This window comes from Gimesia aquarii, assembly GCF_007748195.1.
In the GTDB taxonomy this organism is placed as follows: domain Bacteria; phylum Planctomycetota; class Planctomycetia; order Planctomycetales; family Planctomycetaceae; genus Gimesia; species Gimesia aquarii.
On sequence record NZ_CP037920.1, the window covers coordinates 320,437 to 347,257 of the forward strand.

Sequence of the window (26,821 nt, forward strand, 5' to 3'; positions counted from 1 at the left end):
TTCATTTTCCATTCGTAATCAATTTATCAAGTTCGGGTCGATCCTCTTCTACAGAGACTCTACCATTAGTCATTATAGGTAAACGAACAGTTATAATTGCACCTTTCTCAAGTCCATTAGCGATAGACAGCTCTCCCTGGTGTGCTTCAACAATTCGTTTACAAGTAACCAACCCCATTCCGAGTCCCTCATTCTTAGTACTAAAAAATGGCTCAAACGCGCGATTGAGTACTTCCGGTCCTAAACCGTTTCCTTCATCCCGTATGATGAGCAGACAGTATCGTTCATCATGAGGATCGATTGATAAATCCAATTCGATAGTACCTTGTGTGGAGGTAGCATCAATTGAATTGAGTAACAGATTGAGAATCAGTTGTCGTAATTGTTTGTCATCGGCCAGAACGGTAACAGGAGCATTCGGAGTGATTACTTTGATCTCAATGCCGACCTGGGTCGCTTTTGCCAGCAGAAAGTCGGCTGTTTGCTCTGCCAGTTTACGGAGGTCAATTCTTGAAAATTCCATTTTTGCAGGACGCGCAAAGTTTAGAAATTCTTGTAGGAGTCGATCGAGTCTCTGCATTTCATCGTTGAGTACGTGCAGGTCACTCTCATCCAGTGTTCGAGTTTGATCAGTTAATGCGGATTGCACGAGTACCGTCATACACATCAAAGGATTTCTCAGTTCGTGCGCCAAGCCAGCAGACAGCTGACCCAAGGCTGCTAATTGATCAGCACGAATCACTTCACTCTGTCGGTCTTGCAATTGCTGAATTACTGATGCAACTTCATCAGATACAGTATTAAGTGCATTTTCAAGATCTTCAATCTCCGGATTGGCGGACATAGTCACTGGTCCAACAACTTCGTTCAATTGGCCTGCAACATCCTTCAATGGTAAACTTAGTTTTACAATGGATCGACTGATAGTACTTGCCACGCCATAGCCGGTAACCAGCCCGGCAATGGCACCACATGTTCCTAATAGAAGTAGTGCCAGGACTAGACGATCAGCAAACTCTTGATTTTCACGATTGCTTGCTTCCAACTTCTGCTCATTGATATTGAGATAATTTGTTGCAGAAGGCAAGATATTCTTTGACAACTCTTCTTCAACGAGAAATTCGACCTCTTTTCTAAGCTCTTGTGGATCAGATGATGGAGAGAGTTGGTTCAATTTCGTGAACAGTCGCGTCAGACCCTCTTGAATTGATGTAAGTGATTCCTGTTCTTCAGACGAATTTGCCAGCTGGCTGGCTTTGCTAAGCCATTCGTTGACTTTAGGTTTTATTTCCTTAGCATGACCTATTCTGTGGTATTTACCTTCGATCAGAAATTGATTCAATTCAAAACGGACCTGCAATAAGTACAAATTCAGTTCTTCTGCTGCACGAATGCTGGCAACATTCTGGTTCAAGACTTTAGAAGTTTGTCGCTGTAATCTCTGTACGTACCATGCTCCCGACACACCAACAATCAGCAGTAGCAAACTGATGCAAATAATAGGAGCTGCGATTCGGATAGTTGTCCTGAATTTCAACCGATTTTCCTAAAATAAATGTAGGCAGAATATCTCGATACGAACGCTCAAATCTGATCCTTCAAAATAAATATGTCAGGAGTTCATTCTATTTTGGTGACTGGAATCTTACCAGTATCAGTTCTTATCCCTCTGAGACTAAGTGCTGAGATATTATATTATGAATGTCGAATGATATGAAAGTTCGATAATACTTAAAGCAATAGTGTATCTGGGCTATCTCTGGAATCTTGACTTGGAATTATTACGTGGAGAGCCATTGATACGGCGGTGTTCTTCTAAAAAATTGATACAGCCTGTAGTCGTATCATACATTGCACCGACGATCGCTAGTTTTCCTGAATGGACTCGTTCTCTGATTACCTTACTTGATTGCAGTACAGATTCTACGGATAGCAACACATTTTGGTGACTGACCGCATCAACGAATTCGTATCGATCTCTGTCTGATGGGATTCTAGAAGCATGACAATAATCTGGGTTGAGCGACTGCGCGATTTTGTCAACAACATGTTTGAGATGTGCGCAGTCACAATTCGTGTTCGCTGGACTATTTGAACAGATACTATCAATTGTCGCACTAATCGCTCCGCACCGTGTGTGTCCCATTATGACAAGCAACGGAGCCCCCTCAATAACACAACCATATTCAAGGCTTGCCAGAACCTCGGGAGTTATTGCGTTTCCGGAAATTCGAACACTGAATGCATCGCCCAAATCGAGATCAAAAATTAACTCAACCGAGGCACGGGGATCAATACAGCTGAGTACCACAGCTAATGGAGGGGTGCCATTGGTTGTGGTATTAAGCTGCTGTTTCAGATCACGTCTGAGTGTTGATCCTGTACGAAACCTCTCATTCCCTTCACGAAGTAGGCTCAAAACCTTCTGCGGCGTGAGTTGTTCTTGTAGATCTCGTGCCGAATAATCGACATACTGAATTTCATTCTTCAATTGATAATTCAGTTGATATTTCTCGCTAAACCCACGAAGACTTAAGTTGATACCACGAGCAGGAGCCGTGATAGTTTCGAATTCACGTAACATGCTGAGAACATCTGGATCAATGTAGAAAGTGTTACGGCCGTCGATCAGAGCAAAACTACCTCTTGGGATCTCCTGTAATGCCTGCTTGATCACAGCACGATTAAGAAAACAGACTTGGTTGGCAAGTTCAATTTTCATGACTTTGCCACCGATGTGCTTTTCCCAAATGCGAGAGAGCGGGCGTTTCATATTGTTATACAAAATGAAAATGGTGCTGATAACGATGCCAACTAAGAGACCTATCACGACATCTATAAAAACGATTGCCATTACCGTAATGATAAAAGGTGCGAACTGATGCGGTCCCTCACAGTACGTTTTTTTTATCAGGGTTGGGCTAGCAAGTTTAAAGCCGGTAATCAGCAGAATCCCTGCTAGGCAGGAGAGTGGTATCAGATTCAACATTTGGGGCATCAGCAAGAAACAGATGAATAACAGAAAACCATGTAATATTGTTGAAAGCTTTGTTTGCCCACCTGCATTGATATTAACTGAACTGCGGACAATTGTAGAAGCAACTGGAAGTCCTCCAAACATGCCGGCAACGATATTGCCGATTCCCTGCGCAAAGAGTTCACGATTAGGAGGCGATTGCCTCTGCTGTGGATCAATTCGGTCTGCTGCTTCCAGGCTGAATAGCGTTTCCAATGAAGTGACCACGGCAATCAATAAAGCGGCCGTATAGATTTGCGGGTTAGACCATAGTGAGAAATCCGGAAATACGAGAAATTGCTGCAATCCTTGGAGGCCATTCGCTACCGGAACCTGAACCAGATGTGATGTTTGTATGGACCAGTCGCCTCCAAGGCGTTCAAAAAACTGACTCAGCGCGGTTCCTAGAAGAACTACGACCAATGGTACTGGGATGAATGAACGTTTCAAAAAAGATATTTGCTCCCATAAAATTAAAAGCATGATTGAGAGCAATCCAATCGTTGCTGCACCCAGATGCCATTGTCCCTCAAACAGTATGAGCAACTCTGAAAATAGTTTTTGACTGTCAATCTGCACAAAAGATACTTTGCCTTCTGGATTAGTATCATGCCCAAGAAGATGTGGAAGTTGATTCAGTATGAGAATCACACCGATTGCCGTCAAAAACCCTTTAACCACAATCGTGGGGATAAACATTGCAATGAATCCTGCCCGGCAAAGGCCAATAGCTACCTGAATCAGACCGGCAATAATAACCACCAGCAAAAATGCTTCAAACGAGCCAAATTGAGCGATCTGTGCCGCCACGATAATGGTTAATCCAACTGCTGGCCCACTTACACTTGAGTGTGAATGACTAAGCAGCCCCACTACGATACCACCAACAATTCCCGAAATGATTCCTGAAACGAGAGGGGCATTCGAGGCCAGCGCGATTCCTAAGCAAAGGGGTAAGGTTACCAGAAACAGAACCAGACTAGCTTTTACATCATGGCCTACGGTTTCTCTCTTCAGCTTTTGCCGATTCATGATTTAATTCATCTTTTAGTCAAGCAATATTGAAAGAATGAAGGGTTAATCCGAACTGAGAAGCGCTCGCCAAGCCACGTTGTCTGACTGTATATTTCAGTAAAACAGTATCGAGGCCTGTCTAGAACTCGCCAGGATGGCTGATTTTCGACAACCTTATCGCAAAAATTTCGAACATTTCTCTAAGTCTTCCTCTAGAAGTGGATAACTAGCAAACTCCATGCCCTGGAAGTCCAATTACGATCATGTTTCCAAAGACGTTGTCAAACACTATGAGTTAGCTAGCGATGATTGATCTTCTATGCATGTTTTCACAACTTGATTCTCTGATCATATTTGCTGAGAAACGTAAAATTCGTTAGCAGATACTTTCGTCTTGCTGGGAGCTGACTTATCACTTGGAATCATCGCACAAAAACTGCGGCAAAAAGCAAGTTCGACGATATTGCAGTGGGAACACTTATTGGCTTTATTCTGCACGATTGAGAAGTCTATTTACTGGCGATTATTTCGCAGTTTGGCTGAATATTAAACAGCGATTAAGCTGGAATCAGAAAACAAAGGGATGCTGATTAAAAATTTTTAAGAAAGCCAAAACATAACTTACCGCAAAATTGACGCTTAAATTCTCAATGTATTGAGCTACGCACAAGAGCACTGAATTCGGCACACGCTTTGCTTTTGCAAGCATTAGAGTCATCTAATCAAAAACAATCAAAACGCGTCATGATCGGAGTCACTAGTATGATTGCCCCAGAGTCTAATGGAAATACCGTCAATCAACAGATTGTCTTACGAAGTTCTCAGAGAACAACTGATTTGTCTGGGATCGCAAAATTCTCATTGCAGAGCCAGGAAAGACAATTTGATATGCCAGATCAACTTCAGATAACTGGCATAGACACGAAGGCTGATCGCCTTATTCATAACTTATTGATGATGCTCATCGGAGCCTGCCTTACTTCGTCAGTTTTTGTTTGGTCACAGTTACTGTGAAATCAAGAGAACATCATCAAACGATTGTGTTGCATAAATCATCGTCAGGATAATAACTATGCCAGCTCTCGTATATCAAAATAGTGAAAGTATTATGCTGGATTATGCTGGCTGAAATTCGAATGGTCTTCACGATCATCTAGGTTAGTAGGGCTGTTATCGTACCAGACAAAACAGATCGTGACACTTCCTGGCTCCTCCTCCTCATTTCGACTAGAGGGAACTAATGAAGCGGAATCCCATCCTGGTTACTACGAATAGATTTTTTTTACATGGGGTCCAAAAAAGAAATTTTAAAATCGTTTGTTCGACTCAGAAGGACACGAGAATATGAGCATCAACGGATCTAATATCACAATCAACGCCGCTTTTCTTCAGGAAATTAAAGACAATAATTTACGACTCGTTGAATTATTGAAAACTCTTTGGAAACTCTGCTCAGTCGATGACAAAAGAAACCTTGAGCCTACGAAGTTTAGCGAATTGATTAACAAATTACGAGATTTACTAGAAATGCATTTCACGCTTGAGGACACTTTAGGATATTTTGATGACCCTTTACAAATCATTCCTGTGCTCTGTAAGGAGGCAAAGCGTTTGAATGGACAACATGTAGAACTGTATTTAGAAATCAACGCGATTGCAGATCAGGCTGAAGAAAGTTTGCATTTACAAGTCAATGGAATTATTTATACGAAACTCATCAAGCGATTTCGAAAATTTCATGAAGCGCTGCTAAAGCATGAATCGGAAGAATATGATTTGATTATGATTGCCTATTATGAGGATGCCGGATTCAATGCGGACTCTCTATTTATTTCTTAGGAGCCGATCTATTTGAGTTTCACCAATCGTTTACTGTGAAACCAGACGGGCTATCGGACTCAATCCTCTTTTGCAGGAAGGAAGTAGCTTACTCAAAGTAATGTTAGACAATCCTATATCGCAGAATACTCTGTAGCAGTTTCTTAAACTCACTTTTTTCGCAGATGAGGAAATAATGCGAACCTAAATTTGAATTCATAGCCTCTCAAATTGAATGTAGAAGTGAGTTAACCCCGATTGCAACCTGCAAAAATTAAGAAATCGATTTACTGACTGATGTGAGATCTAACACTTCTATTAATCAATCTATGGCATCACAAAACTTTCGGAGAAATCTGTAGCTTTGTAACCAATGGAAGCTGCTTCTTCAGACGCTAATTACGAAAAGGAAACTGGAAATCTATATGATAAACGAACGATTTATCAGACTCACATGGCTAGTAAGTTGTGGTATCTTTCTAGCCGGAATCATGGACAGCAAACCAGTCTGTGGGTCCGATCTGAATTTGAATGATTTTAGACCGACTAACCCGGACTACCTTGCGGATACAGTTCCGCTCTTGAAATACTCACTAGCTTTAGGAGGATACGCAGAACCTGAAGTACATGAACATGACATAGCTCATGTAGAGGTTCCGGAGCCACTACTGTTTGATTTAGTCCGGCCATTAGGGGCTCGTAAAGGCGAAGTGGAGATCAATACACTTTCTATCTTTCCGTGGGCAGAATCAAATACCCAGCCAGAAAATGACGACCCTTTTGGCCCCGGTCCAACAACACTTGACAAAAAAGGAATTGAGTGGGCACCGGAACTGGAATATGCCATCGTAGATAATTTTGCAATCGAGTTTGAATTTCCTTTCGAAAATTCATCACTGGAGGAATATAAGCTGGGCCTTCAGTGGACAATAGGAACTGCTTTTGACAATCACTATATCCATGGTATTCAGATGCTCGTTGAGCCGACGGTGGCCTGGGAGCAATGGAATACCACATTATTGTACCTGGGTGGTATTCGATTCAATGAAACCTGGAGTGTACTCTTTATGATCGGAGGCCGCATGGATCTGGAGGGAGCTCAAAACTCACAAACATTTGAACGAATTCTGAATATCTCACTTTTTGCGGATGTAGCCCCAAATACAAAGCTGGGTGTGGAAACTAACGGCACCTCAAAACTCAATGGAGAGTCTAGCTTCATCGTTGTGCCCCAGATACACTACGACTTGACTGAATCGTTGCAAGTTCAATCCGGGCTCGGCTTGGGAACGTTTTCTGGAGGTTATGAGCAGTCATTCATAATACGAGCCATCGCCAGTTGGTGATACTTTTTGTTTGTGTTACTTGGTCCCGGTTTAGCAGACTCGCGATCTATTCCATAGAGTTAGCATTGGTTTCAGCCCCCCCCATACGTTCTGTTTCTGAATCCAAATCGTAAATTGATCACCAGTCAAAAAAGCAAAATTGACAAATCAACACCCTGCTGTATATTCTATTACTCTAACGTGAGAAATGGCAAACATGCTTGTTTTAAAACGCTAGTAGCCCAAATGCGTAATAACCTCTAACCCAAGAGTTCCAATATTCGCAATCACGATTTTAGCAGATCAAGTTGCATCCAATCATTCGCCAAACATATCAAGAGTTTTCCCATACTCTGCTACTTTTTAGTTGGTGCCTTAAGTTCTTTGTTTAGTCTGATATTTTATCATAGTTATGTTTAGTCGTTATATAAATCTGGCAAAAGTCATTGGGGACTGTTGTGTTTGAATCTTTTCAGCCCGATTACTTAAATTCAATGTTCGAAAAGTACTCTCAACCCGAGGTACTAGGTCGTATTGTTAAAGAGTGCAGTTCCAAAGTGGTAAAATGGCGCTGGGCAACTGACGATATGTCGCGAAATGAACCTTTTCGCGCTGAATTATATAATACGAAAATAAAATGGCTTATTGAAGGAGCTAAACCAAAGCCAGGTAATCTTCGACATGGACTTGACGAGAACGGAAAAATACAAGTAATTGAAGATTACTGGTTCAATAAAACGAGAAAGGAAAAGCCTCGTAAATCTACCTACCTGATATATGGTAAAAATTTCGCTGACGAAATCGAATTGAAAAACTCTGGACCCAAAATAAACTATCTAAGACGTAATGTATTTAAAGAAAAAAAGCTTTTAAAGTCATTCGTAAAACACAATACCATTAATTCAATTACTGAGAGTCATTTCTATTATAAATTTGGACATGTGACAAAAGAAATCTCTATTAATTGGCAAAGGCAAAAAGTTGCCGCACGAACAAAACGAAGTTATGAATATGGTCAATTCGGAGAACTTGAGAAAATCACAAAACATTATCTGAATGAGGATGGAACTATTTGTGAGGAACTCCATCCAATTATCGAATATGAGCGTCCTCAAAAAAAAGAGACACTTTCCCAACTTGCCAAAGAAATCCAATCAATGTTATTGGAGCAAATTCCAGAGACGATTTCCGATTCAAGTGCAAGGGACGTTTATTATTGCTTACTACTTTGCTATTGCGAAGAGGATTTTGGTGCAGGCTGGCCCCCCTTTTTAGTTCTGGGTAGTTTAAACGAGCAGCAGAGAATCTTAAACAGTGAGCAGGAAGAGCTATATTGCCTTTGGTCTCCTGATGAAATGAGAGAAAAAGAGACTAATGTTGAACTTCAACTCAATGATGGCAATTTAAAAAGGATGTGTGCTCTCCACTGTCAGCAGATGGATCAAATCGATAATTACGAATCTGCTAAGAAAGTTCTCCAAAAGGTTTCCAAAAAACTGAACCAATATGATTGGTCACAACACATCGAGGTGACTCCCGATTTTATTGTTGCCGCCATTGATAACACAGGGGAAATTAATCCTTATGTCGACATTAAATCGGCAGTACCCTGGAGTCGATTCAGGTCACTTAAAAAACAAGGCTTACTTTAGAATGAAACCAAAACAGCTCTGTTACCTGTTTATTCTCTATCCAGAATGTGCGTTGGTTTGCCGTCGAGGCTGAGTTGGTTTTTCTTTTTCCAGTACTCAGATACGCCTTCTTCCCCTTGCTTGATGGCCCAGCTTGTTAACAGTTCCCGTTCTTCGACATAGTCATAAAATGGGACACCCATTCCACAAGAGGTCTGGACCAGATCAACGTGCATATCAAAAATCTGTCGTGCGCCGGGCGTGTGAGGAAAGTGAGAAACTAATTCTTCCCACGCTGCATCGTGAGGATGTAGGACTTTCGCCTGTCCATACAGACGCAAGATGAGAGGCTTCCCTGTGAAGGCACAAAACATAATTGTCATTCGCCCGTCTTCCTGAATGTGTGCGGAAGTTTCATTGCCGCTGCCAGTCACGTTCAGCCAGATGACTTGTGTGGGACTCAGAACACGCAGTGAGTCCATGCCTTTGGGAGAGATATTAATCCGGCTGTCAGCCGTTGCTGTCCCGACGAAGAATAACTTTTGCTCTTTGATGAACTCGATTTGTTTTTCTGGCAATTCGGTGAAACGCTGTCCCATACTGAGTCTTTTCTAACAGAGGGTGGTTTTAAAATACTTTTTTTCTGCATTAAGAGTGTGACACTCTAATCCCCAAAAAGTTCAAGGCTGGTGGAGCTTGTGTTGAACTTATCAATATTTCTATTATCGCAGATTAATGAAACAAGACTACTGCTTTTTTGCTTCTATTGGCGGCGATATTCAGTGGGGCTGACTCCCGTATATGCCTTAAAGACTTTGGAGAAATGGCTGTGGTCGTAAAATCCGGTTTGAATCGCGATATGTGATATCGTATCGGTAGTGGAAGTCAGCTTGCGACAGGCAGATTGAATGCGAACGTGATTAATGTAACTGGCGGGACTTGTGTTGAACAGCTTGCGAAACCGGCGCTGAAACTGGCTGGTCGAAAGTTCCACCAGAGATGCCAGTTCTTTCACTGTGATTTCTCGCTGAAAATGATCATCGATATGATCGAACACTTGTTGCATTTCCAAATAGGGGGCAATCGCCAGACCGGCACGCTGATAATCGCGCATCATGCCCACGACACCTGCGACTCTGCGTTGCTTATCGAACAAGGGTTCTTTGATGACCTGAAACCAGGAGGTGGCTCCTTCACCGCCGGTCACGGGATGTACGAGATCAACCAGTGGTTCTTCCGATTTCATGACGCGTTGATCTTCACGTTGATATGCCTCGGCTTGATCTCGTGGATGGATGTCAAAATCGGTCTTGCCGATTAGTTCCTCATCAGAATCGACTTTGAGCCAGTTTAATAATGCCTGGTTGTGTTTAATGAATCGTCCTTCGTCATCTTTCACAACCAGATACACATCGGGCAAATGGGCGAACAGTCGACACGTTTGCTCAATTCCGGGGACTTTTTTGAAGAATTGTTGCTGGAGGGAGACATTCATGGAATTTATTTCTGGTGCAGGAATGCGCTAAATATACACAATTTCGCCTCGAATTTCCAAGACGGGCACTACCTTGAAGATTACAATAAATGAAATTGTGCAAACGTTGATTTGACTGTTCGCCAGGCAAAACATATTGAAAATACAAATTCAACTCACCCCCCAATAGCTTACGAGGAGAATCTGATGACGAACAAAGGTGCTCTTAATCGTCGTGACTTTATGAAAACGGCGGCTGTCGCCAGTACTGTTTTCTCGGCTCCTACAATCATTCCCGGAACTGCGCTGGGATTGAACGGAACCGTGGCTCCCAGCGAACGCATCAATCTGGGAGGTATCGGCATTCGCAGACGTGGTGGGTATGTGTTGAGTCATATGTTGGAACAACCCGATGTGCGATTTGTGGCGATTGCCGATGTTCGTGCTGATCAACGCAAAACTGTCAAAGGCATGGCCGACAAACAGAACGGTGATCAGAAATGCGATACCTATCGTGACTTCCGCGAACTCCTGGCACGGGATGACATTGACGCTGTTTTAATTGCCACGGGCGATCGCTGGCACGCGACCGCGTCGATGATGGCGGCGGAAGCGGGGAAAGATGTGTATTCCGAAAAACCGTGTGCGATTACAATGGAACTCGCCCGTAAATTACAAGAGACAATTCAACGCACGGGTCGTGTTTTTCAGGCAGGCACGCAGCGTCGTAATGTTTCAAACTTTGCGCACGCTTCCAAACTGGCTCAGACAGGACAACTTGGAAAAATTCATACCGTGCATGCTTCCATCTATCAATTGATTGATCGTCACGACTGGCTGCCGGCGGAACCAGAGCCTGATCCTGAAGTAGTGGACTGGAACATGTGGCTCGGCCCTGCACCGTGGCGACCTTATAACCGTGCGTATGTTGATGGCGCCTGGCGTGGACATTACGATTTCGATTCCGGTGCGAAACTACTCGACTGGGGCGCGCATACATTGGATATCTGTCAATGGGCGCTCGACGCAGACCATACCATGCCGGTGACATATGAACCCAAGGATGTTCCGAATGACAACGTCATTGAATGTGTTTACGAAAATGGTGTGAAACTGGTTATGCGTCGCAATGGCTGGATGGGACTGGGGACCTGTCCGGTTCGGTTTGAAGGCGAATCAGGCTGGGTCGAAACCGGTGACTCGGGTCAAACGGCAGTGTCCTCAGACCAACTAAGGGCATCACTTCCCTCACCCAGTTCGATTCCGGGTACATCACCTAAATTTCATGTACGTGATTTCTTTAACTGTGTGAAGACTCGTTCCAAACCCGCGGCCAATGAAGATGTAATGGCTCGTTCCCACATTGCCTGTCATGCGGCAGCGATTGCCTGGAAGCTGGGACGGAAGTTGCAGTTTGATCCGGTGGCAGAAGAATTCGTGAACGACGAGGAAGCCAATCGTATGCGGAGCCGCGCGATGCGAGAACCGTGGACTGTCTAAGCTGCGTTTCACATAGAAATGGTTTTTGATTTTCCCATTACTTTTTACACCTCCTTTCCCTCGAGGAATTCGTGCTCATGTTTGCTTTGAAGTACCCTGTGATCCTTTTGCTTTCTTTTTCTCTGCTGCTTAACGTAACACCCGCCAATGCCGATACGAAAAATGACTCGAAAAAAGAGACGGCACGGTTGGTGAAGGTTCTGAATTCTGATGCAGACACCCATACCAAAGCGATGGCCTGTCGCCGTCTGGCTGCCATAGGTCATAAGTCGGCAATTACTTCCCTCGCGAACTACCTTGGTAATCCAAAACTGGCAACCTATACTCGCTCTGCTCTGGAAAACATTCCCGATCAAGGGGCAGATGATGCGCTGCGAAACGCTCTGACAGAAGTGAAAGGAAATCTACTGGTTGGCGTGATCAATTCGATTGGCAAGCGTAAAGACAAGAAAGCAACCGGAGATCTGACAAAGCTTCTCTCAGATAAAAACACAAAGATTGCCATCGCTGCTGCACATGCTTTGGGTTCAATTGGTACAAAATCCGCAGCGGATGCGTTGCAGGCTGCGATTGGCAAAGGGGATAAGAAGTTACAGCGTGAAGTGGGTTTTGCGTGTTTGATGTGTGCCCGCTCTCTGGCAAAAAAAGGAGACAAACAAACGGCGATCGCCTTGACAGAACTCGTTCACAAAGCCGATTTACCGAAAAATATCAAGGTGGCGGCGATGCAACTGACGATAGTGCTTAAAGGTAAAGCGGGACTCGGATTGCTGGCAGAGGAACTCAAGTCAGAAGACCTTTCCCGGTTTCGTTCTGGTTTACAAGCGGCCCGCGATTTGGGTAAACAGTCCACTTCCACACTCATCAATGTGTTTAACGCGCTCCCTGACGAACGCAAAGCTCTCGTGATCCCCGCTTTGAGTCTTTCACACGATTCGACAGCACTACCTTTGATTCGCAAGGCGGCAACCACAGGGTCGGAACCACTCAAACTACAGGCGGTTTATGCGTTAAGTGAACTGGAGCCTGCCTTGGACGAAAACGCTCAACTTCAGGTTTTGAAAGACCTGTTTGGTCTATTGAAGCAAAACAATTCTGAAATCGTGTCTGCAGCGCAAGCTGTCATCACCCAAATCAGTTCCAGCCAACCTCCTGAAAAAGTGAAAGCTTTGATTGAGTCAAATACACGAAAACTGGTTGAGAGCGAAGGACTCCCACAGCAACTGATGGGGCTGCAATTGGCGGGGGCGTGCCGTATTGATTCTGTAACCCCAACATTGCTTTCATTAGCCAGTCATTCTAATACTGAAGTCAAGCAAGCAGCTATCAAAGCACTGGGGGGTACGACTTCTGCGGCAACTCTTTCTCAGTTAATCACACTGGCATTAAAGAATCCGAATGATAAAACAACCAGCGACGCCCTTAAAGCGGCCTGCTCGCGTTTGCCTTTAGATCAGACCGCACAAGCGCTGGCATCTGCGATGCAGGGCGCTACAACTGAGCAAAAACAGCTCTTGTTGAAGCAACTGGCGGCCATTGGAGGCGAAACGGCACTCAAGACCATTGTCAAAGCAGCGCGTTCGAACAATGACGCTTTACAAAATACCGCCACCGACTTACTGGGGAAATGGGTCAGTATTGATGTCGCTCCTGCATTGTTGGATCTCGCAAAAAATCTGGAGAACCGAAAATACAAAATTCGTTCTCTTCGCGGTTATATTCGCGTTGCTCGCCAGCTCAACATGACGCCGGAACAACGTCTGGAAGTCTGTCGCAATACGCTGGCGAATGCAGAACGGAACGATGAACGAAAACTGGTCTTTGAAGTTTTACGACGCTATCCAAATCCCCTGGCAGTGAACTATACGGTTTCTCTGCTCAAAGACAAACAGCTCAATGTGCCTGCTAGTTCTATAATAGTTTCCTGGGCAGAACGAGGTACGCCCGTTGATGCTGACCTGCTGCAAAACGCCTTGCAACAGGTCATCGCGACCACTTCTAATGCCAACCTGAAAAAACGGGCCACACAGCAACTGGAGCGTGTGCGAGTTCAAGCAGAACAGGACGAACAAGCGGCAGGCTTCCAATCTCTGTTTGATGGAAAGTCATTTGACGGTTGGCATGGCAATGAAAAGATTTTCCGAATCGAGGATGGAGAAATCGTTGGCGGCAGTCTGACTGAGAAAGTGGAGCGCAACGAGTTTTTGCGTTCCAACAAGGAATACGATGATTTTGAACTCAAGCTGGAATTCAAATTACTTGGTGATAAAACCAACGCGGGCGTACAAATTCGAACAGCGGAAATTCCCGATCATCATGAAGTCATCGGATATCAGGCGGACCTAGGTACCGGTTACTGGGGTTGTTTGTATGACGAATCCCGCCGCAAAAAAATTCTGGCTGGACCACCAAAAGACCAGCGAACTTTCCCAATTCGCATGGATGATTGGAACACGTATCGCATCCGCTGTGAAGGTCCACGGATTCAGCTCTGGATTAACGGAGTACAGACGGTCGACTTTACCGAAGACGATCCAAAGATTCCGCTCAAGGGAATTATCGCGTTACAGATTCATGGGAACCTCGTCAATCAGGTGCATTATCGTAATATTCGCCTGCGGGAACTATAAGCGATCGTTTACGGAAGAGGAAAAACAGCCGTTCATCAACAATTTTGAGATCCGCCCCTTGCGATAACTTTCTGCCCGGCGAAAATAGAGAATAAGCAGATATATATGAATTCTTTCGACCGCGGTGGGGCACGGATGTCAGACATTCCAGCAGAACTTGAAAACCTGTTTAAACAGCTCAATCCAGAACAGCAGGCAGCCGCCTGTCACGAGTCTGGTCCACTGCTGATTATTGCGGGGGCTGGTACAGGCAAAACGACGACACTGTCACACCGTGTTGCTTATCTCATTGCGCAAGGCGTCGATCCCAGTCGTATCTTGCTGCTTACATTCTCGCGGCGGGCTGCAAATGAAATGATTCGTCGCGTCGATGCGCTACTACGTACGTTAGGTGATGGTCGAGAGAGATCATCCTCTGCACGGTCGCGCAGCATCTGGGGAGGCACATTTCATTCAACGGCCGCCCGGTTGCTGAGACGTTATGGGCAAGCCATCAATCTGCCGGATGACTTTACCATCATTGATCGTAGCGATGCTGAAGATTTAATGAGCGCGATTCGCAGCGAAATGGAGTTGGGCAACAATGGTAAAAAGTTCCCCCGTAAAGGGACACTGGTGGAGATTTACAGCCGTTGTGTAAACACCTGTTTGAAGCTGGAGCCGATTCTAGAACGACATTATCCATGGTGTCTGGAGCATGTGGATGACCTCAAAAAACTGTTTCAGGCGTTTGTGGATCGCAAAGAAAAACAGAACATACTCGATTACGACGATTTACTACTCTTCTGGCATGCACTTGGAGCAGACCCTGCTGGCGGCAAATTGTTACGCGGCCAGTTCGAAGCGATTCTTGTCGACGAGTATCAGGACACAAATGTTTTGCAGTCAGGCATTTTGAAAAACCTGTCACCCGACGGAAACGGTCTGACAGTCGTGGGCGATGATGCACAGTCGATCTATTCCTTCCGGGCGGCAACCGTGCGGAATATTCTCGACTTTCCGGAAGAATATCCCGGTACAACTGTGGTCACGCTCGAAGAAAATTATCGTAGCACACAACCGATTTTGCAGGCGACGAACCAGATTATCGACGAAGCCCATGAGCGGTTTGAGAAAAATCTCTGGTCAGCGAAAATTGCAGGGGAAGCCCCGTATATCATCGACTGCAGTGATAACAATGAGCAAGCTGATTTTGTTGTACAGCAGGTCCTTGAGCACCGAGAAGCTGGAATGCCCCTGCATCAACAGGCGGTTTTGTTTCGAGCTTCGCACCATAGCCTGTCGCTCGAAGTCGAACTGGCGCGACGTAATATTGCCTATCACAAATATGGTGGTTTGAAATTTATTGAAACGGCGCACGTCAAAGATTTAATGGCCTATTTACGACTGGCAGAAAATCCGCGTGATGCCGTTTCCGGACTGCGGGTTTTGACACTCCTGCCTGGTATCGGTCAGAAGAAAGCACAACAATTATTAAATCTGCTGGCGGATTCCCAGTTTCGATTCGATGCGTGGTCAGAATTCAAACCGCCGGCGGCGACTGTCGAGCATTGGCCTTTGTTTGTGCGATTGATGAAAAACCTGTCTTCGCCTCAGTCGGAAAAGCGAGGTATTTCAGCGGAAGTTCATCAGGTGCGTACCTTTTATGCGCCGTTACTGGATCAACAGTATGATAACGCGACATCCCGTCAACGCGATCTGGAACAATTGGAACAGGTTGCCAGCCGCTTCAGCAGTCGCATGAGTTTTCTGGAAGAGATCACCCTTGATCCTCCCAGTTCCACACAGGACGTCACTGCAGCGTCAGGTCAGGACGATGATGATTTTCTTGTTTTGAGTACGATCCACTCTTCGAAAGGGCTGGAGTGGGATGCCGTGTATGTGTTGCAGGCCGCCGATGGCAGCATTCCTTCCGAAATGTCTTTGGAGAGTAATGACGAAATCGATGAAGAGCGTCGGCTGTTTTATGTAGCACTCACGCGGGCGAAGAACTGGCTCTATGTCTGTTTTCCACATCGTCAGTATTTCCAGAACCGTCGCTGGAATCAGGCACACAGTTATGCACAATTGACGCGGTTTATATCCTCGAAGACGATTCCGTTGTTCCAACGTCGACCCGCTTTCAATGCAGAAGATTTGGACACACCAGAGGACGCCCAGATCGAAACGACGGCGGAAGACATTCGCAAGAATATTCGTAATATGTGGTCTGCCTGAACGAGCAGACTTACGTCTTATTCTTCTTCGTTTACCGTTTCGGTATCGACTGGTTTTTCATCCGGCGATTTTTTACTGGCACTGGTAGCCTGGTCCCAGGGAGTTTTTTTGCGTGGAGGCGGTGGGCCAGGAAATTGGTAGTATGTGCATTCAATGCGACCATTATACAATTTTCGGCGGCGTGCTTTGCGACCAAAGATGCGTTCAAAACCGGGATGAGACGTCAGTACATAAATGGACCACATTTCTAACGGTTCGCACACACGTTTCATTTCGCGATAAATTTTTTCGGCATCTTCTTTCTCACCCAGGCGTTCTCCATATGGAGGATTGGTAATCAGGCAACCATATTTGCGGGGCGTGCTTAATTCAGAAAGCGGTTGTTCTTGAAAGTGTATGTACTCATCCATCCCTGATTGTTGTGCGTGATAACGGGCCATGCGAATCATGGCAGGATCGATGTCGTAGCCCTGCAAACGAAAGGCGATGTCATTACGCACCAGATCATGGGCTTCTTCGCGGGCGGCCTCCCATAGTTCGGTAGAAAGTTGCTGCCAGCCTTCCGAGGTAAAATCGCGATTGATACCGGGTGCGGTATTGGTTCCGATTAAGGCGGCTTCGATGGGAATGGTTCCCGAACCGCAACACGGGTCAATAAAAGGACGTTCACGATTCCAGTAACTTAATTGAATTAACCCGGCGGCTAACGTTTCTTTCAGTTGTGCTCCCGCAGTCAACGTGCGATAGCCGCGCTTGTGCAGGCTGGGGCCTGTGGTGTCGATACAAACCGATGCTTTATCTTTTAATATCGAAACGCTGACCGAATACAGGGGGCCGTCTTCCGGGAACCAGTCTTTAATGTAATGCTGCTTCAAGCGTTCGGCGATTGCTTTCTTGACTACCTTCTGTGAGTTTTTAGCGCTGTTGATCTTCGAACGAACCGTGGATGCTCTGACGGGAAACTGCACAGAAGGAGGCATCCAGCGTTCCCATTCGAGTTCTCGGACCTCCTCAAACAGATCGTCAAAATCAAGGGCCGTGAATTCACCCAGGCAGAGTAACACTCGGTCTGCACTGCGGAGCCAGAGATTACAGCGGCAGATGGCTTTCAGATCGCCTTGAAATGTGACGCGTCCGTTTTCGACCGTCTGATCTTCGTATCCCAGTTGTTTTAATTCGCGCGAAACCACGGCTTCCAGGCCAAAAGCAGAAGTGGCTATGAGAGTTATTGGCTCGGACATACTGGCGGGGTATCACTTTCGAATTCAGTAAAACAAACAATATCCGGTAGAAAAAGGGCAGAGGGATGATCATACTACTATATATGGACCCAAAGGAAATTCTACAAGACAATTGATCATAGAGAAGGTTTTCACCATGCGGAATGCTCTGCCCCCTTATAATCGGCTCCCTCGCCGTGATTTTTTGAAACAGGTCTCCCTGAATGTTTTAGCGGGTACTGCTCTAGTCAATGGCCTGTCTGAACAAAACACATCAAAGGCGGGCGAGCAGCCCAAAGCGAAATCGGGGAATGGGTACCAACTGGGGGCGTTTACAAAAAGCTTTCAGGATATGCCCATTCCCGACGTTTGCCGGGCATTCCAATCGATTGGTCTGGATGGTCTTGATCTGACCGTGCGTCCCAAGGGGCATATTTTACCGGAAAATGTAGAAAAAGAACTGCCAGAGGCATGTAGTGCGGCCAAAGCCGCGGGAGTCAAAATTCTCTTTCTGACCACCATGATTACTGAGCCTGATAAAAACGCAGAGCGGATTCTGGCAACCGCACAAGAGCAGGGGATTGATCGAATCAAAATCGGCTACTACCGTTACAAGCAGTTTGGCACGCTGGCTCAGCAGTTAAAAGCAACAAGCAAGCAAATTAGCAAGGTTGCAAAGCTGGCACAAAAATATAACGTGTTACCGTGCGTGCATGTGCACTCGAATAACTTTCTGCCTTCGCATGGAACGCAGTTGTATCAAATGATTCAAGACTATTCGCCTCAGGAGGTTGGCGCGTATGTCGATATGTTGCATATGGTCAAGGAAGGTAGCGGCGATGGCTGGCGTCAGGGACTCGATCTGTTAGCACCCTGGATTGCTCTCTGTGCCGTTAAGAATTTTGCCTGGGAACGAGGCGAGGGACGAGACAAAAAAGGGCATCAAAAATGGGAAGTCAAGACTGTGCCCGTGGCTGACGGGATTTCACCAATTCCGGATTATGTCGACGCCCTGCGGAAACTAAGTTATGAAGGAATCTTTTCACTCCATAGTGAGTTTAAAGGTCGACATAGTTGGAAACAGCTTTCAACAGAGGAGTGTCTGGCACAAACGGCCGTCGATGCGAAATATTTTCGTTCGCTGTGGTAAGGTGAGACGAACATTTTCTGAGCGGAATGGCGCTAGCCACCGGTAATAGCCAAGTTGTTCAACCGGCGGCTAGCGCCGTGCCGCTCACTTTTGAGGTTGTGACACCATGTACATGAATCGTTTATTTTTTCTAATCTGCCTGCTGAGTTGCCTAATTACGGTAACCGCGGATGCTGCGTCACAAAAACCAAACGTGGTCTTAATCATGTGTGATGATCTCGGTTGGGGAGATACTGGCTTTAACGGGAATAAAATCATCCAAACACCGCATCTGGACAAGATGGCGAAAGCGGGGGTCATCTTGAAACGGTTTTATGCAGGCGCGCCGGTGTGTAGTCCAACGCGTGGCAGTTGTCTGACGGGCCGCAATCCCTTTCGGTATGGGATTGTGACAGCCAACAAGGGGCATATGAAAGCTCAGGAATTCACTCTGGCAGAATTATTAAAAGATCACGGTTATCGTACAGGGCATTTCGGGAAATGGCATCTGGGCACACTAACGAAAACGGTTCGCGAATCGAATCGGGGGGGACCAAAAAATATCAAAGACTTTTCGCCTCCCTGGCAGAACGGATTCGAAGTCTGTTTTTCCACCGAAGCGAAAGTTCCCACCTGGGATCCGATGCTTAAGCCAGCTGGGAAGGCTCCCGGAAAAGGCTGGGCAGCGATTGAAGAGGGCAAACCTACCAAACCCTATGGTACGCATTACTGGAATGCAGCAGGCGAGATCGTCAAAGATAACTTGCGCGGTGATGATTCGAAAATAATTATGGACCGTGCTTTACCGTTTATTGAAAGCAGTACGAAAGCGGACAAACCGTTTTTCTGCGTGATCTGGTTTCATACACCACATCTGCCTGTGGTTGCAGGACCCCGTTATCGAGACATGTATCAGAAGTATGATCTTTATCACAGTAACTATTATGGTTGTATCACTGCGATGGACGAGCAGATAGGACGCTTGCGGGCGCAATTAAAACAACTGAATTCTGCTGAAAATACAATGCTCTGGTTCTGCTCTGACAATGGTCCGGAAGGCAATGCTCGTGCCCCCGGTTCTGCGGGTCCGTTTCGTGGACGCAAGCGTGACTTGTTTGAGGGAGGCATTCGTGTGCCCGCGCTATTGGAATGGCCGGCCAAAATTCGCCCCGGTACTGAAACCCGTTTTCCAATGGTGACCAGTGATTATTTACCGACGATCCTGGCGGCTATGGAGCTGCCAGTTCAAGCGGATCGCCCCATTGATGGAATGAATCTCTGGCCTGTTTTTGCAAACAAGGTAAAACATCGCCAGCAGCCGATTGGCTTTCAATTCCAGAAAAACGCAGCCTGGGTGACCGATCGTTATAAGCTGCTTCGTAAGCAGCAAAGGTCGAAAACAGAGTATCAATTGTTTGACCTGCTTGCTGATCCAGCGGAGAGTAAAGATCTATCCAAAGAATATCCTGAACTCGTTGCACGGTATCAGACAGAATTAGAACGCTGGATGAAATCTTGTGAGCAAAGTAACCAGGGCCGTGATTATCAAACCAAAAAGCAGCCTTAAGTATTATCAAATCACAAAATTAACGATGCATCTATCTGAAAGACCACCATGAATTCTATAAAGTCGCTCTTCTGCTTAGCCTTATTTCTAACTCTATTTACCTCCCGCAGTCTGTATGCAGTTGAGGCATCACGTCCGAATGTCATCCTCATTATGGTCGATGACATGGGGTTCTCAGATATTGGTTGTTACGGCGGTGAAATTGAAACTCCGAATATCGATGCGCTGGCTGCCGGGGGCGTGCGGTTTTCTCAGTTTTATAACTCGGGTCGCTGTTGTCCCACTCGCGCCACCTTGATGACGGGCTTACACCCTCATCAGACAGGCATTGGCTGGATGACCAATCCGCCTGGAAAGAAAAGAGGCGACTCAAAACCGCCCGCTTATCAGGGGTATTTGAACCGCAATTGCGTCACAGTTGCTGAAGTATTGAAGCAGGCGAATTACGCAACTTATATGGCGGGGAAATGGCATCTTGGTTACACCGTACGTGACTGCTGGCCGCTGCAACGTGGCTATGAAAAATATTTCGGTTGTGTCTCGGGCGCCACGCGGTTCTTTCACCCCATTGAACCACGGGGAATGACGTTGGGTAATGAAAATATCAAAACACCACCCAGCACAACCGATCGCCCGTTTTATACTACTGATGCCTTCACCGATTATGCCATTCGCTTTCTGGGAGAACATCAACAGGAGAACTCACAAAAAGAGAAACCGTTTTTCCTATATCTGGCTTATACCGCTCCACATTGGCCACTTCAGGCCCATGAAGAAGACATCGATAAGTACCGTGGGAAATATAAGATCGGCTGGGACAAGTTACGTAAGCAACGTTTCGCACGACAAAAGAAATCGGGTCTGATTTCTGCAGGCACCAAACTCTCTCCGCGTGACAAATCTGTTCCCGCCTGGGATTCGTTAAGTGCGGAAAAGCAAAAAGAGATGGCGCTCAAGATGGCCATCTATGCCGCGATGGTTGATCGCGTTGATCAGAATATCGGTAAGCTCGTCAATTGGCTCAAAGACCATCGGCAATATGAAAACACGTTGATCCTGTTTCTGTCCGACAATGGGGGTTGTGCAGAGGGGGGTAAGTTGGGACGCGGAGAATTTCTCAACATCGAAAAACGAAATCAAGAGACAGCGAACAGCTACGGTACTGCCTGGGCCAATGCGTCGAATACTCCGTTTCGCCTGTATAAGCATTATGCCCACGAAGGCGGAAGCGCGACTCCCTTCATCATGCACTGGCCACAGCAGATCAGACCAAGTCAAAAGTGGTTCCGTGAACCAGCGCAATTAATCGATGTCATGCCCACCATCGTCGATGTTGCCGGTGCATCGTATCCGAAAGAGCATAAAGGCAAATCGATTCATACACTGGATGGTGTTTCTTTAAAACCCGCTATGAAAGGCAAAAGCTTAGACCGCGCTGCTCCGCTTTTCATCGAACATGAAAACAACGCGTTTGTGAGAGCCGGGAACTGGAAACTGGTCGGTCGCGGCGTTTCTCCTGCCAGCGGTCTGAAGCCTGAGAAGTGGGAACTGTATGACGTACAAAAAGACCGTACGGAATTGAATAACCTCGCGAGCAGTCGTCCCGAAAAAGTGAACGAACTATCGGCCCAATGGCAAGCCTGGGCGAAGCGGGTGAATGTATTTCCGAAGCAAAAAAAGTCTGTGAAGAAATTGAGGAAGAATCGGAAGAAAGAGCCTAAAAAGTAAAACTTTACATGAACATAAGGGGGCAAAGAGTACTATCTCATGCAACTCCCTCCATTTGGAAGTTTCGCTTTTTCTAATCAATCCAATGCAGAACGTTACGAATGATGGACCAGCGCGGGGGTGTTCTCTCTTCGTTTTTGCCGAGGATCCAGTAATTATAGAGCGTTTGAAAGGCGCCTTCCTTCTTTTTGAGTTCGAGCCAGACTTCCATGAATTCTTCGAATTCCACGTCGTGTGCTCCCAGGTAATACAAGGGGACGCGAATATCTTTCCGAAAGGGATTCACAACAGAAAACTTCGGATACAAGAGTGTCCAGGCCGAACCGGTCTCGGCACTGGTGACCAGGATACTTGCATCTCCCGCTTCGCCTTCAAAAAATTCCTCTTCAGATTCAATTTGAACAAACGAGGCATTCGGAAAATATTCGTGTGCTTTTTCATCAAAAAAACTATTGGACACAACGGCGATTTTCAAATCTGTAGAATTTCGAAACTCCTCAAAATCCAAAAAGACAGCTTTGCGATAGTCGGGTAAGACGATGGCGAGTGTAACGTCCATATAAGAATCGGCCACAGGGAATGCGGTAGCGCGTTCGATGGTACCTTCCAGACCGGACATCGCCAGATCGAAGTGATCTTCATCAAGCTGTTTGATGAGGGTGTTCGGAGTGAACGGAATGAATTCGATGGCCACACCTAGATCGTCGGCCAGGCGATGTGCCATATCGATATCAAAACCGACCAGTTGATTTTGTTCATTGAAATAGGAAAATGGCAAACGTTTGCCATCAAATCCGAGTCGAATTACCCCGCGGCGTCTAATGCGGTCGATTCTGGTTTCTCCCGGCATGATGGCAACCGGATTTGGTGTTGATTTCTTGAGGATTGTATAAGGAACATCAGGAAACAATAATTGCCGATCCGCAATCATCGCCTTGGATTGATAAAGGTCTTTGAAAGTGTAATTCAAAACGGTATGAATTCCAGCAATGACAATGCCGGCAATGCACAACCAGAGTAGCGAGTAAGAAATAAATCTTTTCCATTGAATTTTGAGGGTTCCCGACAATGAAGCGGCAGCGAGGATGGCAAAGGAAAACAGATAAATCGAACGGAGTGCGTCTCCCAGACGTGTGGTATAGATGCCGACAGCCAGATAGAGTTGAAAAATATCATGGGGAATATGCATCAGGTCGAGTAGCCAGGGGATTGTAACGGCAGGTTTGGCAAAGGAACCGGCCATGCCTAAGGATAAAAATTTGGGGTATTGGTCTGGTAATAAACTCTCACCATAAAACCAGGCCGAAAAGGGAATAAAAATCAATCCGATAATCCGTCCCAGATCGGGAAAGGGGAATACGAGGGGAACTAAAACATCCGGAGAGCCACCGCTATTTTCTTTTTCCAGATGATAGCGGTCCAGAATCTCGCGAGCCGCTTCGACGATTAATGGCAGTACAGCGAAGGTGTTGCCTAACACGAATGCTGCGATGACCGCGGTTTGTGAAACCTTTAATGCGTCCCAGTATCTAACGGGAGTGCAGACTGAAATCAGCATCGGCAGAATTCCGACAGCGAGAAGCAGCGTCGCGGCAGAGAAGGTGATCAGATAAGCCTGAAGCAGTCCGAATTTTTCAAACGGCAGTGTGCCGACAGCGTACGAGACGATTGCAAAGATTCCAAAAGGAGAAATATGAACCACAAAGCGGTTGAGTCTCATTAATGCCTGCACTGCAACCGTTAGTGGATCCAACAAATGATCCCGATTCGAAAGACTGCTTAAAGCGATACCCAGTCCGATGGAGAAGATGACGACGGCAGGAACCGCGTTGTTCGCAAGTGAGAAAAAGGGATTTGCGGGTACGAATAAATCGTACAGGCTTTCGTTTTGTGTGCCCTGGATGATACTGGTGCTGAAAAACGCCCCCTTTTGCCAGAAAGGAAACGCCAGGGACATCAGGCAGACAGAAAACAGGCCAATACACCATAAAATGATCAGGAGAACAATGACCGTCAGAGCCATATTCCGTGTCTGTTTTAATGAGATACGGCCCAAATTCAGAATCAGTGAAAGTGTAATGTAGGGCAGGACGGTCATCTGCAAGAGACCAATGAACACCTCCCCGATTGACTTCAGAGGAGCGCACAGATCACCAAAGAACAGTCCACACAGAATTCCCAGAAACAGACTTGTCAGAATCCAAGTTGTTAATCCGGGTTTGAAATGTTTCTGTGTTACTTCGCCCATTCGCCAAATCCTTACGCATCAACGTGTCAGCAAAGACTTCCTTATCAAGCTCAAAGTGAAATCTGTTACTTGAAATGGATAATTCTTTGCGAAACGTGTATGTTTCCAGTAGATAACGTAACTATGAATGTGAATCGAGACAATCAATGCGTTCGATGGATTGTTGATTCTTAACAGAAAAGACCACTTTTCACCAGACTATTTGAACTTGTATGGCATTTTCTCTCACCTATCAAAGTCACTCATTCACATTCGAAACCGCTCCGGAGTTGTTTTCTCCCAAAAATCTTGACAAGGGAACGGAGGCAATGTTATCGACGGTGACATTCGGACCCGGTCAGCGTGTGTTAGACCTGGGTTGCGGATATGGTGTCGTGGGAATTCTGGCAGCGAAAATAGTGAGACCAGAAAATGTTGTGATGACTGACATTGAGCCGGCAGCGATACAGCTTGCACGGGACAACGCAGAGCAGAATCAGGTTGACGCTGTAAAAATCATGCAGAGTGATGGCCTGAATGATCACCACGAAACCGACTTCGACTGGATTTTATCGAATCCCCCTTATCATACCGATTTTTCAATCGCTAAAAATTTCATTATGAAAGGCTTTAACCGATTAAAAATCGGTGGTCGGATGGTGATGGTCACGCGTCGTCGACTCTGGTATCAGAAAAAACTGACGAGTACTTTTGGAGGCGTCGATCTGAAAGAGATTGACGGCTATTTTGTGTTTCATGCCGAGAAACGACGTGCGACTTATGCTGCTAAGAAACGTAGACGGTGAGTTGAAAGTGCTTTTTTGCTACCACGAAAGAACACAAAATTAACTATGGGTGTTCGGAAACTTAATTCTGAATTTTAGTCTTTTATAGCAGCCTGGCGAAAATTATTAGCATGAAATTGCATAATTTTGAGCCCTTGCTTTTGATAAATTTTCACGGCACTATGTGGTACTTCGAGGACGATGAGTTTTTCAAATGGGATTTTGAGTGAATCCAGGAAGTTCATGTAGGCGAGGTTATTCTCGTAATTGAACCCTTTGGTGCCGACATGAATTAAGATCCGGAGGTCTGGTTCAGGATGTTTTGCATACTCGCGGGCCAGATCGTATGTGTTATAGCCTTTGGCGAAGATTAGATTTGGGTTTTCGCGCCCGTTTTCTTCCGAGATGCGCTTCTCAGTGGCATGGCCGGCTCCCCCCGGCGCTGCAGAACAAAATAATTGTGGATGTTTAAACATGATGCGCGTGGTGCCGCGACCACCTTGCGAAAAGCCTTCGATCCCACGGCCTTTGCGGTCGGCAATGGTACGATAGGTTTTATCAATATGTGGAATCAGCTCTTTCACAAAGACATCTTCCCCCATCGCGTTCTCACGTTTGGGCAGATTATAGTGACTGACCGGTCCTCCGTTTACAAACACATAGATCATTGGTGTGACATCACCGGCTGTCATATGTTTGTTGATGTATTCGGCGAGGCGCACACTTTTTGTTTCACTGCCAGGGCGGCCACCATGCAGGTAGTACACAACGGGAAATCGTCGTTTCTTGTTTTCGGGTGCCTCGTATTGTGGAGGCAGGTAGATGCAGTAGCCGACATCAACTTTCATCGATGGACTATGAAATGTTCCATGCTGCACACCGGGAAGTTTTTGTTTTAGTTCATTCACCCAGCCAAAGGGCTGCGGCTTCTTCTTCCGTTTCTTATTCTGCCCACAAACCGGGTTAGAAATGAGTAACAGCGCCAATGCTATGGCGAAGCTTATGTTAAAAATCTGTTTGAATTGGTGGATTCGAGATGGCATGTTTGATACTTGGTTCCAGGGTTGATGTTTTCGTTTGGATGGTCATTCAATCTGCTGAACAGTTTTGCGAGATAAGAATTCCATATTGTAATCACTTCTGCTTTCCCATGTCTAAACGTATTTCCGAATTTAAAATCTTTCTTTCCAGTGGTCCGGCTTGTTCTATTTAGTACATGCGTTGCTATTGTTCGTGATTTTCAGTTAGAGTTACTGGGCGCTATTTCATATCATCTCTAACCGAATTCAATTTCAGTGACTGGGACTCATTTACATTCCTCAGTCATGCCTGCGTTGTCTGCTTACACAGGAAAGGTTTGTTATGTATGCGTTTCTCTGGTTCAGAATCAGTTTTTCATTGTTGATCTTGTTACATCATGCAAACCGGCGTGAGGCAGTCAAGAAAAACTTTTGCGCATTATTGTCTGAGAAGTGGTCAAAAATTGCGACTTTGTTTCAATTGAATTGGCTGAAAGTGAGCTCAAAAGGAGCAAAACGTT

Annotated in this window: 17 protein-coding genes; 10 read left to right on the top strand and 7 right to left on the bottom strand. The window is 45.8% G+C overall.

The features are described from left to right. Nucleotide 1 precedes the first annotated feature (1 nt). Nucleotides 2-1,537 carry a sensor histidine kinase gene (locus V144x_RS01380; RefSeq protein WP_144980285.1) on the bottom strand — a complete coding sequence of 512 codons (1,536 nt, stop codon included), beginning with the start codon at nt 1,535-1,537 and terminating at the stop codon, nt 2-4. 216 nt (nt 1,538-1,753) lie between these two features. After that, the gene (locus V144x_RS01385) at nt 1,754-4,048 is read right to left on the bottom strand and encodes a bifunctional SulP family inorganic anion transporter/carbonic anhydrase (protein WP_144980288.1); all 2,295 of its coding nucleotides are present in this window, start codon (nt 4,046-4,048) and stop codon (nt 1,754-1,756) included. A 1,326-nt stretch (nt 4,049-5,374) separates the two neighbouring features. On the opposite strand from V144x_RS01385, the gene V144x_RS01390 reads away from it, so the two are divergent. The 3 genes from V144x_RS01390 to V144x_RS01400 all read left to right on the top strand — a co-directional run bounded on the left by V144x_RS01390 (nt 5,375) and on the right by V144x_RS01400 (nt 8,825). Continuing rightward, nucleotides 5,375-5,869 carry a hypothetical protein gene (locus V144x_RS01390; protein ID WP_144980291.1) on the top strand — a complete coding sequence of 165 codons (495 nt, stop codon included), beginning with the start codon at nt 5,375-5,377 and terminating at the stop codon, nt 5,867-5,869. A 404-nt stretch (nt 5,870-6,273) separates the two neighbouring features. Beyond that, nucleotides 6,274-7,194 carry a hypothetical protein gene (locus V144x_RS01395; protein WP_144980294.1) on the top strand — a complete coding sequence of 307 codons (921 nt, stop codon included), beginning with the start codon at nt 6,274-6,276 and terminating at the stop codon, nt 7,192-7,194. A gap of 437 nt (nt 7,195-7,631) precedes the next feature. After that, nucleotides 7,632-8,825 (top strand): hypothetical protein, encoded by a 1,194-nt coding sequence (locus V144x_RS01400; RefSeq protein ID WP_144980297.1) that lies wholly within the window; start codon nt 7,632-7,634, stop codon nt 8,823-8,825. Nucleotides 8,826-8,854: 29 nt separating this feature from the next. On the opposite strand, the gene V144x_RS01405 is transcribed toward V144x_RS01400, so the two are convergent. Next, nucleotides 8,855-9,403: a pyridoxamine 5'-phosphate oxidase family protein gene (locus V144x_RS01405; protein ID WP_144980300.1), complete on the bottom strand. Its 549-nt coding sequence runs from the start codon at nt 9,401-9,403 to the stop codon at nt 8,855-8,857. Between the two features lie 164 nt (nt 9,404-9,567). Then, entirely contained in the window at nt 9,568-10,299 is a 732-nt protein-coding gene (locus V144x_RS01410) for an AraC family transcriptional regulator (protein WP_144980303.1), read from the bottom strand. A gap of 186 nt (nt 10,300-10,485) precedes the next feature. Between V144x_RS01410 and V144x_RS01415 the strand changes: the two genes are divergently transcribed. The 3 genes from V144x_RS01415 (at nt 10,486) to V144x_RS01425 (ending at nt 16,625) form a co-directional block, all read left to right on the top strand. Continuing rightward, on the top strand, nt 10,486-11,778 hold the full coding sequence (locus tag V144x_RS01415; RefSeq protein ID WP_144980306.1) for a Gfo/Idh/MocA family protein: 1,293 nt from the start codon (nt 10,486-10,488) through the stop codon (nt 11,776-11,778). A 77-nt stretch (nt 11,779-11,855) separates the two neighbouring features. Then, the gene (locus tag V144x_RS01420) at nt 11,856-14,408 is read left to right on the top strand and encodes a family 16 glycoside hydrolase (protein WP_144980309.1); all 2,553 of its coding nucleotides are present in this window, start codon (nt 11,856-11,858) and stop codon (nt 14,406-14,408) included. 105 nt (nt 14,409-14,513) lie between these two features. After that, on the top strand, nt 14,514-16,625 hold the full coding sequence (locus tag V144x_RS01425; protein WP_232102676.1) for an ATP-dependent helicase: 2,112 nt from the start codon (nt 14,514-14,516) through the stop codon (nt 16,623-16,625). A gap of 17 nt (nt 16,626-16,642) precedes the next feature. Here the strand turns inward: V144x_RS01425 and V144x_RS01430 are convergent, their stop codons facing one another. Then, nucleotides 16,643-17,866 (bottom strand): THUMP domain-containing class I SAM-dependent RNA methyltransferase, encoded by a 1,224-nt coding sequence (locus tag V144x_RS01430; protein WP_144980312.1) that lies wholly within the window; start codon nt 17,864-17,866, stop codon nt 16,643-16,645. 136 nt (nt 17,867-18,002) lie between these two features. On the opposite strand from V144x_RS01430, the gene V144x_RS01435 reads away from it, so the two are divergent. The 3 genes from V144x_RS01435 (at nt 18,003) to V144x_RS01445 (ending at nt 22,269) form a co-directional block, all read left to right on the top strand. Next, on the top strand, nt 18,003-18,995 hold the full coding sequence (locus V144x_RS01435) for a sugar phosphate isomerase/epimerase family protein (protein WP_144980315.1): 993 nt from the start codon (nt 18,003-18,005) through the stop codon (nt 18,993-18,995). 112 nt (nt 18,996-19,107) lie between these two features. Continuing rightward, entirely contained in the window at nt 19,108-20,541 is a 1,434-nt protein-coding gene (locus V144x_RS01440) for a sulfatase family protein (RefSeq protein WP_144980318.1), read from the top strand. 48 nt (nt 20,542-20,589) lie between these two features. After that, nucleotides 20,590-22,269, top strand: a complete 1,680-nt coding sequence (locus V144x_RS01445; RefSeq protein WP_144980321.1) for an arylsulfatase — start codon at nt 20,590-20,592, stop codon at nt 22,267-22,269. A 73-nt stretch (nt 22,270-22,342) separates the two neighbouring features. Here the strand turns inward: V144x_RS01445 and V144x_RS01450 are convergent, their stop codons facing one another. Then, nucleotides 22,343-24,517, bottom strand: a complete 2,175-nt coding sequence (locus V144x_RS01450; protein WP_144980325.1) for a cation:dicarboxylate symporter family transporter — start codon at nt 24,515-24,517, stop codon at nt 22,343-22,345. Nucleotides 24,518-24,729: 212 nt separating this feature from the next. Here V144x_RS01450 and V144x_RS01455 point away from each other — a divergent pair, with 212 nt between their 5' ends. Continuing rightward, nucleotides 24,730-25,302: a class I SAM-dependent methyltransferase gene (locus V144x_RS01455; RefSeq protein ID WP_144980328.1), complete on the top strand. Its 573-nt coding sequence runs from the start codon at nt 24,730-24,732 to the stop codon at nt 25,300-25,302. Between the two features lie 74 nt (nt 25,303-25,376). Here V144x_RS01455 and V144x_RS01460 read toward each other — a convergent pair whose 3' ends face one another. Beyond that, nucleotides 25,377-26,324: an alpha/beta hydrolase gene (locus V144x_RS01460; RefSeq protein WP_144980330.1), complete on the bottom strand. Its 948-nt coding sequence runs from the start codon at nt 26,322-26,324 to the stop codon at nt 25,377-25,379. Nucleotides 26,325-26,821 lie beyond the last annotated feature (497 nt).